The sequence below is a fragment of the Acrocarpospora corrugata genome (assembly GCF_009687845.1).
In the GTDB taxonomy this organism is placed as follows: Bacteria; Actinomycetota; Actinomycetes; order Streptosporangiales; family Streptosporangiaceae; genus Acrocarpospora; species Acrocarpospora corrugata.
Genome location: NZ_BLAD01000037.1, coordinates 216,190 through 227,395, shown reverse-complemented (window position 1 = coordinate 227,395; position 11,206 = coordinate 216,190). Strand labels below are relative to the sequence as shown.

The 11,206-nt window shown below is 71.6% G+C and carries 13 protein-coding genes; 9 read left to right on the top strand and 4 right to left on the bottom strand.

Going from position 1 to position 11,206, the window contains the following annotated elements:
* The 7 genes from Acor_RS04280 to Acor_RS04250 all read left to right on the top strand — a co-directional run.
* Window positions 1-440, top strand: a 440-nt coding sequence (locus Acor_RS04280) for a hypothetical protein (protein WP_170316782.1), incomplete at its 5' end; no start/stop codon positions are given.
* Complete coding sequence (gene aroF / locus Acor_RS04275; protein ID WP_155335181.1) at window positions 437-1,495, top strand: 3-deoxy-7-phosphoheptulonate synthase; 1,059 nt, start codon at window positions 437-439, stop codon at window positions 1,493-1,495. The genes Acor_RS04280 and aroF, both read left to right, overlap by 4 nt.
* A gap of 55 nt (window positions 1,496-1,550) precedes the next feature.
* Window positions 1,551-3,221 carry an MFS transporter gene (locus tag Acor_RS04270; protein WP_155335180.1) on the top strand — a complete coding sequence of 557 codons (1,671 nt, stop codon included), beginning with the start codon at window positions 1,551-1,553 and terminating at the stop codon, window positions 3,219-3,221.
* A 13-nt stretch (window positions 3,222-3,234) separates the two neighbouring features.
* A complete protein-coding gene (locus tag Acor_RS04265) occupies window positions 3,235-3,813 on the top strand; it encodes a chorismate--pyruvate lyase family protein (RefSeq protein WP_155335179.1) in 579 nt (192 codons plus the stop codon).
* Window positions 3,814-3,861: 48 nt separating this feature from the next.
* Complete coding sequence (locus Acor_RS04260; RefSeq protein WP_155335178.1) at window positions 3,862-4,104, top strand: DUF5302 domain-containing protein; 243 nt, start codon at window positions 3,862-3,864, stop codon at window positions 4,102-4,104.
* The gene (locus Acor_RS04255; protein ID WP_155335177.1) at window positions 4,104-4,781 is read left to right on the top strand and encodes an NUDIX domain-containing protein; all 678 of its coding nucleotides are present in this window, start codon (window positions 4,104-4,106) and stop codon (window positions 4,779-4,781) included. Before Acor_RS04260 ends, Acor_RS04255 begins: the two co-directional genes overlap by 1 nt.
* 53 nt (window positions 4,782-4,834) lie before the next feature.
* The gene (locus Acor_RS04250) at window positions 4,835-5,518 is read left to right on the top strand and encodes a hypothetical protein (protein WP_246238415.1); all 684 of its coding nucleotides are present in this window, start codon (window positions 4,835-4,837) and stop codon (window positions 5,516-5,518) included.
* 20 nt (window positions 5,519-5,538) lie between these two features.
* Here Acor_RS04250 and Acor_RS42745 read toward each other — a convergent pair whose 3' ends face one another.
* The 3 genes from Acor_RS42745 to Acor_RS04235 form a co-directional block, all read right to left on the bottom strand.
* Window positions 5,539-6,225: a hypothetical protein gene (locus Acor_RS42745; protein ID WP_174876104.1), complete on the bottom strand. Its 687-nt coding sequence runs from the start codon at window positions 6,223-6,225 to the stop codon at window positions 5,539-5,541.
* Window positions 6,226-6,305: 80 nt separating this feature from the next.
* Window positions 6,306-8,048 (bottom strand): ABC transporter ATP-binding protein, encoded by a 1,743-nt coding sequence (locus Acor_RS04240; protein WP_155335176.1) that lies wholly within the window; start codon window positions 8,046-8,048, stop codon window positions 6,306-6,308.
* A 65-nt stretch (window positions 8,049-8,113) separates the two neighbouring features.
* Entirely contained in the window at window positions 8,114-8,605 is a 492-nt protein-coding gene (locus tag Acor_RS04235) for a hypothetical protein (RefSeq protein ID WP_155335175.1), read from the bottom strand.
* 100 nt (window positions 8,606-8,705) lie between these two features.
* Here Acor_RS04235 and Acor_RS04230 point away from each other — a divergent pair, with 100 nt between their 5' ends.
* Window positions 8,706-8,993: a hypothetical protein gene (locus tag Acor_RS04230; RefSeq protein ID WP_155335174.1), complete on the top strand. Its 288-nt coding sequence runs from the start codon at window positions 8,706-8,708 to the stop codon at window positions 8,991-8,993.
* Between the two features lie 22 nt (window positions 8,994-9,015).
* Entirely contained in the window at window positions 9,016-10,053 is a 1,038-nt protein-coding gene (locus Acor_RS04225) for a zinc-dependent alcohol dehydrogenase family protein (RefSeq protein ID WP_155335173.1), read from the top strand.
* Here the strand turns inward: Acor_RS04225 and glgA are convergent.
* Entirely contained in the window at window positions 10,038-11,204 is a 1,167-nt protein-coding gene (gene glgA / locus Acor_RS04220) for a glycogen synthase (RefSeq protein WP_174876103.1), read from the bottom strand. The two genes, Acor_RS04225 and glgA, sit on opposite strands and share 16 nt — an antisense overlap.
* Window positions 11,205-11,206: the final 2 nt, after the last annotated feature.

Below are 11,206 nucleotides of genomic sequence, written 5' to 3'. Positions count from 1 at the left end.
ACCCCACTCCCCCGGCCCCCGACCCCTACGCGGACGACCCCCCCGAGGCGGTCACCGGCCAGCGCCCGGTCCAGGGCCGGCACGCCCGCCCGATGCCGGTGGGGGTGCAGCCATGGCAAGGGTGGCTGCCCGCCGAGGAGGCCGACACCGACGTGCTCCCCGCGGTCGGCCACTCCATCCCGCAGCCCCGCCAGCCGATGCAGCAGATGCTGGCCGCGCCGGTGGCGGAGGCCGACATCGCCTACGAGATGCACCTGAAGCTGCGAACCGCGGCGGCCGGCCTGGAGAACCGGTCCCGCGGTTCGCTATCCCCCGACATGGTGGCGGCGGTCCGCGAGCTCAGGCAGCAGACCATGCAGCTGATGTCCGCCCTGGAGGCGGCCATCGAGAACCAGGGCGGCGTCCTGTGGCCGGGCCCGGCGCGGCGGGCGCAGCGATGATCATCTCGATGCGGCCTGGGGCCACTGCCGAGGACATCGCCTCCGTCGTCGACACCGTGACCGCGCGCGGTTGCGAAGCCTTTGTCAGCCAGGGTGTCAGCCGGGTCGTCATCGCGCTCGCCGGGGCGGTCGACCAGGTCGGCTCGCTGGAGCTGCGCGGGGTGGACGAGGTGCGGCGGGTGTCCGCGCCGTACAAGCTGGTGAGCCGGGAGGGGCACGCGGAGCGGTCCACCGTCTGGGTCGGCCCGGTGCCGATCGGCCCTGGCACGCTGACGCTGATCGCCGGGCCGTGCGCGGTGGAGTCGCCGCAGCAGACCCTGGAGGCCGCCCAGATGGCCAGGGAGGCCGGCGCGGTGCTGCTGCGCGGCGGCGCGTTCAAGCCGCGCACCTCGCCGTACGCGTTCCAGGGGCTCGGCGAGGCCGGGCTGAAGATCCTGGCCGAGGTCGGCGCGGAGACCGGGATGCCGGTGGTCACCGAGGTGGTGGACGCCAGGGACGTCGAACTGGTCGCCTCCTACGCCGACATGCTGCAGGTCGGCGCCCGCAACGCGCAGAACTTCACGCTGCTGCGCGCGGTCGGCAGGTCGGGCCGCCCGGTGCTGCTCAAGCGGGGCATGAGCGCCACGATCGAGGACTGGCTGCTGTCGGCCGAGTACATCGCCCAGCAGGGCAACCTGCGGGTGGTGCTGTGCGAGCGCGGCATCAGGACGTTCGAGACGGCCACCAGGAACACCCTGGACATCTCGGCGGTGCCGGTCGCGCAGCGGCTGTCCCACCTGCCGGTGCTGGTGGATCCCTCGCACTCCGGCGGCCACCGCGACCTGGTGCTGCCGCTGTCCCGGGCGGCCATCGCGGTCGGCGCGGACGGGATCATCGTGGACGTGCACCCGCGGCCGGAGCGCGCGCTCTGCGACGGCGCGCAGGCGCTGGTCCGCGACGATCTCCGCGAGCTGGCCGGGACGCTGACCTCCTTCGCCCCGCTGATGAACAGAATCCCCGCGATCTCCCCGTTGACGCTGGCCGGGCACGCACCCCGGGTGCCTGTCGGCGCTTGAGACTCGACACGCGGACGCCACTCCCCGGCGTCCGCGGCTCGGACAGGAGAACCCCATGACCGCTCTCCCCGCACAGCGCGGCCGGACCGCGCTGACCCTCCTGGTGTGCATGGGCGTGATGGCGCTGTCCATGGCCGACTCGATCGGGGCGACGTTCGCCGTCCCGGTCATGACCAACACCACCATCGCGATCGGCCTGGAACGCACCGACCTGCAGTGGGTGATCACCGCGTTCGCGGTGCCGTACGCGGCGCTGCTGCCGACCGCGGGGCGGATCGCCGACCTGGTCGGGCACCGGCGGCTGCTGGTGCTCGGGCTCGGCGCGTTCACCGCGGGCGCCGCGGTGGCGATCACGGTGAACTCCTTCCCGCTGCTGCTGGCGGCGCGGGCGATTCAGGGCGTGGGCACGGCGGCGATGGTGCCGTCGTCGCTGGCGCTGATGCTGGCCGGCTTCCCCGACGAGCGCCGGGCCGCCGCGATCGGCGCGTGGAGCGCCGCGCCGGGGCTGAGCGGCGCGCTGATGCACGCGGCCGGCGGCTGGCTCGGCCAGGACCTGGGCTGGCGCGCCTACTTCATGCCGAGCGCGATCGTGGGAGCGCTGCTGCTGTGCGCCGCGCTGGCCCTGCCGCACACCAAGCGGCTGGCCGGCCGGCTCCCCGACCCGTTCGGCACGGCGCTGCTGTTCGGCTCGCTGTCGATGATCGTCTGGGCCATCGTGCAGAGCCCCACCTGGGGCTGGAGCACCCAGCTGGCGGCCGCGCTTGGCACCGGTCTGGTGCTGCTGCTGGTGGCCGTGCGGCGGTCCTCGAACCACCCGGTCCCGGCGCTGGAGCTGGGCCTGTGGCGGACGCCGATGTTCGCCCTGGCCGGGCTGCTCTCGGTGCTGTACGGCCTGATCGCCTTCCCGATGCTGGTGATGGCGCCGATGTACCTGCGGGACATGTGGCCGGACGACCCCGCCCTGCTGGGGGCGGGGCTGGCCCCGATCTCGCTGGGCGTGCTGGTCTCCGGCCTGATCTCCGGGCAGCTGACCAAGAAGCACGGCCCCCGGCCGGTGATCTACACCGGCGCGCTGCTGGTCACCACGGCCTGCGTCTGGCTGATCACCCAGGGCATGCAGGACGGGCCGCCCCGGCTGCTGGAGGTGTGGCTGCCCGCCAGCGCGGTCTTCGGCCTCGGCCTGGGCGCGCTGAGCACCGCCATCTCGGCGGCGGCCGCGCTGTCCGGCGGCCCCGAGCGGTACGCGGCCGCGGTCGGCGCCAGCCAATCGGCCCGGCAGGTCGGGGCCGCCCTGGGCGTGGCCTGCGCCGCCGTGCTGATGGACCACCCGATCGTGTCGGGCCCGATGCCCGGCTACAGCTCCAGCGTGCTGACCTGCCTGCTGATGGCGGCCCTGGCGGGCGTGCTCGGGCTGTTCCTCGCCCCCGCCAGGGTCAAGAAGCCGCAGCCCGCCGAACAGCCGGCGCCGCCGGCGCCGCAGCCCGCCGAACGGGTGGTCCCGGTGCTCGTCCGCCGCGATCCGCCACCCCGCAGGACCGCCCCCGAACCCCCTCCCTCACCTCCCAGCCAGCCGAGCCGGCCTCAGGTCCCCGTCACCTCGCTCATCGCGCTCTACGAGGCGGCCGGGCGGGTGGCCGAGGCGGCCGACACCGTGCTCTCGCAGCACGCCGTAAACGAGCAGGCGCCGCCTAAACCGCCTTCGCGCCACCGCGCTCACACCTCCTGAAGGGACAACCGATATGAACATCGCGCCGGAAGCGCTGACGCGAATGATCCTTGGCCACGACGGTTCGACCACCCGCATCCTGTCCGCCCTCCTGGGCGAGCCGCTGCGGGTCAGGATCGGCCGCCAGGAACACATCCAGGCCGGTCTGGCGCTCGCCGCCGAGGTCCGCGCGCACCTGCGCGTCACCGCCGAGCAGATCGTCATCGTCCGCTACTCCGAGCTGGTCCGGGCCAGCGGCACCACCGTCTCGGTCAACCGGGTCGTGATGATGCCGGACCGCCACCCGGTCATCGAGCGCATCTTCGACGGCGGCGACGTCCCCCTCGGGCGCCTGCTGGACGAGCACGTGCCCGGCCACCACCGGATCCTGCTGCGGACCGGCACCCGCTGGTTCAACGGCTGGGCCTCCGACAGCCGGACCAGCGCGAGCCGCAGCTACGTCATCATGCTCGGCGACACCCCCCTGCTGTACGTCGAGGAGATCTTCAGCCCCCGGGTGGTCCCCCCGGTCACCGACGCCGACACCCGCCCGGCCAGGGAGCCGGTGCTGCCGCTGCACCTGATCCCGCAGTGGCGGGAACCTGTCACCTGAAAATCTCGGTTGAACCGGCACGGTAGGGTGGGTGATCAGGAGGTTCCGATGTCTGAGAGCACGACAGAGCCCACCCCCGATCCCGAGCAGGACCCGGCCGATATCGCCGTGGCCGAAGGGGAAGAAGGGGAGGACGAGCTGAAGCGCAAGTTCCGGGAGGCGCTGGAGCGCAAGCGCCAGTCGCAGGCCGACCGGAACGCGCAGGGCGGCGGCAAGGGTTCCTCGAAGATCCACGGCACGCACAGTGTGGTGGGTGGCAAGCGGTCGTTCCGCCGCAAGAGCGGCGGCTGATGACCACCCAGATCACCGGGATTCCGGGGATCGACGTTCCGGACGGTCGCGGCCGGACCGGCCTCGACCAGGCCGGCCGCGATCTGGCCGGAAACCCGCGGGTGCGGGTCCGCGCCGTGGAGCTGCTCTCCTGCAGCTGGTATGTGCTGCTCAAGACCACCTTCGACTACCGGCACGCCGACGGCCACTGGTCGGTCGAGCACCGGGAGTCCTACGACCGGGGCAACGGCGCGACCATGCTGCTGTTCGACCCAGACCGGCGCACGGTCCTGCTGACCCGGCAGTTCCGCTACCCGGTGTATGTGAACGGCCACCCGGACGGCATGCTGCTGGAGACGCCGGGCGGCCTGCTCGACACCGATGACGCCGAAACCGCCGTCCGCCGCGAGGTGGAGGAGGAGACAGGTTTCACCATCGGCTCGATCGAGCATGTATTCGATGTCTTCATGAGTCCGGGCTCGGTGACGGAGTGCGTGCATTTCTACGCGGCGCCGTACCAGGCGGACTCGCGCCGGGCGGTCCGGGCCGGAGTGGCCGAGGAGGGCGAGGACATCGAGGTCGTGGAGCTGCCCTTCGACCGGGCGCTCGCCATGATCAGGAGTGGCGAGATCGCGGACGCCAAGACGATCATGCTGCTGCAGTGGGCGGCGCTGGAGGGCCCCTTCCGCTCCGCGTGATCCAGGCGCACACTGGAAAGTGACAACACGGACGAAATCGCATGGGACTTCACATGGGAAATCGCACCGAACGACTCACATCAGGCCAACCACCGGCGGCGGTTCCGCTGCTGTCCCGAGGAAAGCACCGCAATCCACGCAAGGGCGCGTGCTTCATGGAGTTCGCGTCCTACCTGGCCGGGGAGAAGTGGAGCGACCACCCAGGCTGCACCCATCCGTTGCTCGCCGGTCTGGCCCGGCTGGTCAACGACCACACCACCGATGAGAACCGGCAGCTGCTGACGCCGCTCATCCCGTCGGTGATCGGGCTCACCGGGGACGATCCGCGCATCGAGGTGGCCATCGCGCTGCGCTGCGCCACCACCGCGCTACCCGTGGTGGCCGCGGAGCGGCAGCTGGCGCTCGCCGTGTCGGTCCTGGCCGCCGAGCACGTGCTCGGCGAGCTGGAGAACCGGCCGCCGGGTCTGGAACCGGCCAGCCGCCGGGCGCTGGATCTGGTTCCGGAGGCGGCTCGCTGGGCCCGGGGATTCCGCGGCGGCGTGCACGTCTCCCGCCGGGGTTTCCGCCGGTACGCGGCGCCGAACACGGTTCAGCTGGCGGTCCGCGGGATCGCCCAGGCGTGCGTGACCGACCCGGACCGGCTGCTCAGGGAGCTGCTGACCGGGGCCATCCTGGACTGCCAGAAGGCGATCCTGACGGCTGAGCCGGCCGTGCCGGAGGTCCAGCCGGTTCGCTAGCGAAACACGACCGGATCGGCTCAGAGCACGGCGCAGCCGATCCGGATCGGCACCCGGGCCGACCACCGGCCGGAGACGAGGTCGTGCGCCTGCGCGTACGCGTTGGCGGGCTTGCCCGGTCCCGAGCAGTCGAACAGGCCGGTCTTGCGGCCGAAGCTGCCCCCGTCGAAGCCGGGGTGATTCGTGCCGTTGATCAGGACCTGGTAGGCGATCCGGTTGCTGCCGTTGTACCGGACGTACAGCTTGATCTGGCCGTAGTTGAAGTGACTGCCGTTGATCTTCAGCTTGGGGATGTCGTCCGTGGTACCGGTGGAGCTGGTCGTGTATTTGGAGATCCACACCTTGGCGGCGACCTTGCGGCCGGGACTGGCGGCGTTGTCCGCGGCGGCCTGACCGCGCACCTTCGGGTGCACGCAGACGTCGTCGCCGTCGAAGGCGCCGCGCCAGACGTAGCCGGTCAGGCAGGTGTGGTCGCCGTACGCGCCGGAGGTCCAGCGGGTGCGCTTCACGCTGTTGTCGAGCGCGGTCTGGTCCCGGTTGCCGGGGGTGACGCAGACCCGGTCGGCGGGGCGGGCGGCCCGCCACACATACCCCTGACGGCAGGTGTCAGGGCCGTAGTCGGCGGTCGCGGCGGCGGCCGTGGCGGGGACGGTGACGCCGAATCCGGCGATCGCGACGGCGGCCAGGCCGAGCAGGGTGCGGTTCATGGCGGTGCTCCTGAGGGGTTCTTCTGCGGCGCCTCAGTTATGCACCCGGCCGCCTGCACCTCGCTTGACCGGCGCTTGATTCACGCGCTCTGCAGCCCCGAGTAGACCCCGCCGGAGCCCAGCAGCTCCTCGTGCGAGCCGACCTCGGCGATCCGCCCGCCGTCCAGCACCACGATCCGGTCGGCGTTCCGGATGGTCGACATCCGGTGCGCCACGACCAGCACGGTACGGCCCGCCACCAGCCGCCCCAGCGCCTGCTGCACCAGCGCCTCCGACCGGGTGTCCAGCGCCGAGGTGGCCTCGTCCAGGATCAGCACCCGCGGATCCCGGATCAGCGCGCGGGCGATGGCCAGCCGCTGCCGCTGCCCCCCGGACAGCCGCGCGCCGCGCTCCCCCACCACGGTGTCGAGCCCGTCCGGCAGCCGCTCCACGAACTCCATCGCGTTGGCGTCCCGCAGCGCGCGCCGGACCACCTCGTCGGGCACCTCGGGCATGCCGTAGCCGACGTTCTCCCGGATGCTGCCCTCGAACAGGATCGACTCCTGCGGCACCACCGAGACGAACCTGCGGTAGCTGCGCAGGTCCAGCGATTCCATGTCGCGGCCGTCCAGCAGGATCCGGCCGCCGGTCGGCCGCAGGAAGCCGATCACCAGGTTGAGCACGGTCGACTTGCCCGCGCCCGACGCGCCGACCAGGGCGACGGTCTCGCCGGGCACGACGCTCAGGTTGAGGCCGTCCACGGCGACCCGCCCGGTCTCGTACGCGAAGGTGACGTCCTGGAAGTCCAGCCGCCCCGACACCGCCGCCACCCCGGCCTTGCCGGCGTTCTGCTCCAGGTCGGGGGCCTGCAGGACCTCGCCGATGGACCGGACCGACTCCAGGCCCTTGGCGATGATCGGGGACAGGCTCATCAGGGTGGTCACCGACGCGGTCAGCGTGGTGAAGAAGGTGCTGAGCATGACCACGTCGCCGGGCGTGAGCGCGAACACCCCGTAGTAGGACACCAGCGCGGCCCCGGCCAGGCAGGCCACGCCGAGCACGTTCAGCAGGATCCAGGCCAGCGAGCCGAACCTGCCGTTGACCAGGTCCACCTTGAGGCCGGTGCGGAGCACCTTGGTCAGGGTGCCGTCGACCCGGTGCAGCGCGTCCTTCTCCAGGCCGTGCGCGCGGGTGATCGGGATGAGGTGCGTCATCTCGGTCACCCGCGAGGAGAGCCGCTCCACCTCCAGGCGGAAGCTCTCGTTGCTGGAGCGCAGCCGGTCGCGCATCTTCATGACCAGGACGGCCGCGGCGGGCACCACCAGCAGGAACACCGGCAGGGCGGCGGGCACCCTGACGGCGATCACGGTGAGCCCGCCGGCCAGGGTGACGACCGCGGCCAGGCCCATGTCGCTGGCCTGCTGGGTCATCTGCTCGACGCCCTCCACGTCCCGGATCACCTTGGTCTGCAGCACGGCCGCGCTGACCCGGGAGTGGTAGCCGATGGACAGTTCCTGCATCCGGCGGCAGAGCGCCGAGCGCAGCCCGGTGCCGACCCGCCGGATGGCGCCGCTGAGGGCGCGCACGTAGCACAGGTGGAAGGGGTAGTTGAGGATCAGCAGCAGGCAGAGCACCCCGGAGTTGACCCAGAGTTCGCCGACCGGGCGGTGCTCCACCAGCACGTTGACGATGTTGGCGGTGACCAGCGGGAGCAGCCAGGTGGGGCTGTGCTTCACGACGAAAGCGAGCACCGCGACCAGCAGCCGCCGCCGGTGGTCCCGGTAGAGATAGGCGAGGGTACGGATGGGGTGTTCGCCCCGATACCGGTGTTCGAGCTCGCCCATCAAATCCCCCGGGTGAAAAGACCTACAAACTAGGTAGATCTTTTCCTATGTACGTTTCGACGGGATTACTGGGTGGAGTACAGGACCTTCCAGGCCTGCTCGTAGAGGCAGTTGAGCGACGGCTTGGTGTGCTTGGCCTCGCTGCACACCTTGAGTTCGACCAGGTAGACGCGCTTGTCGGTGAAGGTGAACGCCTTGGCCGACTTGTAGGTGCAGTCGCGGATGGTCCGGTGCTTGAACGGGAGCGAGCCGTCGGCCTTCATGTACGTGATCCGGAAGACCGCGTACCCGCAGCTGCTGCCCTTGGTCAGGTCGTAGGCCTTGCCGGTGACCTTGACGGTGGCCAGCGGCGGGATGGTGTCGGTGGTCAGGCTGCCGGCGAGCAGGGTGCCCTTGGCGTACGCCCGCTTGCCGGGCGAGTAGCGGTCCCAGTTCTTGCGGGCCTTGTACAGCGGGGCCTCGCCCGTCTGGGAGGCGACGGGGGCCGGCGCGGCGAGCGCGGGGGCGGCGGGTAATAAGAGGATCACGGCTGAGATCAGCCCGGCGATTACGCGCATGGCACGTTCCTTTCACGCGATTCACACCAGAATCCAGCACGTTGCCGATATGCGCCATCTTTCTCTCGGAAACAGACCATTTACGGCGTACCATCCGGCCATGGACGTCATTCATCCTCAACGAGTGGCGTGGGACACCGCGCGGGTCATCGTGGCCGCGTCCACCGCCGACGTGTACTGGTGGCTCAGCGACATGGTCGGCACCTACCTGGGCGTCATGTACCAGCTGAAGCTCGCCGAGACCCGCCTGCACATGCTGACCGAGGACGCGCTGAACGCCGAGTCCGGCACGTGGCGGGTCCGGCTCCAGGACGCCATGGCCGAACGCCCGGAACTCGTCCGCGTGCTGATCGACCTCACCAGGGAGATCTCGGCCCGGATGCCGTGACCACGCACATTACGCTGGGCTGATGCGCGCAGTGGTCTATGACGGTTTCCAGCAGCTTCCCGAGGTCCGTGAGGTGCCCGAGCCCGGTGCGCCGCCCGGGGGCGCCGTGATCCGGGTGGAGGCGACCGGTCTCTGCCGGAGCGACTGGCACGGATGGCAGGGCCACGACGCCGACATCCAGAAATTTCCGCATGTGCCGGGGCATGAGTTCGCCGGGGTCGTCACCGAGGTCGGCGCCGGGGTCCGGGGCTGGACGGCCGGCGACCGGGTGATGGCGCCGTTCGTCTGCGCGTGCGGGACCTGCGCGGACTGCGCGCGGGGCGACCACCAGGTCTGCGCGAACCAGACCCAGCCGGGTTTCACCCATTGGGGATCGTTCGCCGGTTACGTCGCGATCGACCACGCCGACGTGAACCTGATCCGGCTGCCCGAGGGCATGGCGTTCGCCACGGCGGCCGGGCTCGGCTGCCGGTTCGCGACCGCGTTCCGCGCGATCGTCGAGCGCGCGGCGGTACGGCCCGGCGAATGGGTCGCCGTGTACGGCTGCGGCGGCGTCGGCCTGTCCGCGGTCATGATCGCGGCGGCGGCGGGAGCCCGGGTGATCGCGATCGACACCGCGCCGGAGGCCCTCGCCCTGGCCAGGAGCTTCGGCGCGGCCGAGGGCCTACTCGCCGGTTCCGGCGACCTCCCCGGCCGGATCGCCGAGCTGACCTCCGGCGGCGCGCACGTGTCCCTGGACGCGCTGGGCGACCCCGGCACCTGCGCCCAGTCCATCAGCAGCCTGCGCAGACGCGGCAGGCACGTGCAGATCGGCCTGCTCCCCCAGGGCGCCGACCTGCCGATGGGCCGCGTCATCGGCTACGAGCTGGACGTCCTGGGCAGCCACGGCATGCCCGCGCACGCCTACCCGCCCATGCTGGACCTGATCGCGGCGGACCGCCTCCACCCGGAGGCGCTGATCACCAGGACCATCTCGCTGGACGAGGCGGTCGCCGCCCTGACGGGCGGCTCCACCCCCGGCGTCACCATGATCGACCCCTGGCTTCAGAGCGACGCGTAGAGCTCCCGGGTGCGTTCGGCGATGCGCGCCCAGGAGAAGTGCCCGACCGCGCGGCGGCGGCCCGCCCGGCCCATGTCGGCGGCCAGGCCGGGATCGGACAGCAGCGCGTTGACCCGGGACGCGATGGCGACCGCGAACGCCTCCCGGTCCAGCGGCTCGCCGTCGGGCCCCTGCTCGATCGGGACCAGCAGGCCGGACTCCTGGTCGGCGACGACCTCGGGGATGCCGCCGGTGGCGGTGGCCACCACGGCGGTCTCGCAGGCCATCGCCTCCAGGTTGACGATGCCCATCGGCTCGTACACCGACGGGCAGACGAAGACGGTGGCGTGCGTGAGGATCTCGATGACCTCGGGGCGCGGCAGCATCTCGGAGATCCAGATGACGCCCTTGCGGGCGGCCGACAGCTCCTCGACCAGCGCGGTCACCTCGGCAGCGATCTCCGGGGTGTCGGGCGCGCCCGCGCAGAGCACGAGCTGGGCGGCCGGGTCGAAGGCGGCGGCGGCGCGGAGCAGGTGGGCGAGGCCCTTCTGGCGGGTGATGCGGCCGACGAAGACGACGTACGGGCGGTCCGGGTCGATGCCGTGCCGGGTGAGGGCGGCGGCTCCGGGGGCGGGAGCGTACTCGCCGGTGTCGATGCCATTGTGGATCACGGTCACCTTGTCGGGCGATATTTCGGGGTATGCGGTGAGGACGTCGGCGCGCATGCCCGCCGAGACCGCGATGATCGCGTCCGCCGACGCCAGGGCGGTGCGTTCGGCCCAGGAGGAGAGGGTGTAGCCGCCGCCGAGCTGCTCGGCCTTCCACGGGCGGAGGGGCTCCAGGCTGTGGGTGGTGACGACGTGCGGCAGGCCGTACAGCATCTTGGCGACATGACCGGCGAAGTTGGCATACCAGGTGTGGCTGTGCACCAGGTCGGCGCCCGCGCAGCCGGCCGCCATCTCCAGGTCCACGCCGAGCGTCTGCAGGGCCGGATTGGCCGATTCGAGCCCGGCCGGGATCCGGTAGGCGTCGGCGTCCTCGCGGGGGGCGCCGAAGCACCTGACCCGCACCTCCACCAGGCGGCGCAGCTCGCGCGCCAGATACTCGACGTGGACTCCGGCGCCCCCGTAAACCTCGGGCGGGTACTCGCGGCTGAGCAGATCGACACGCATAC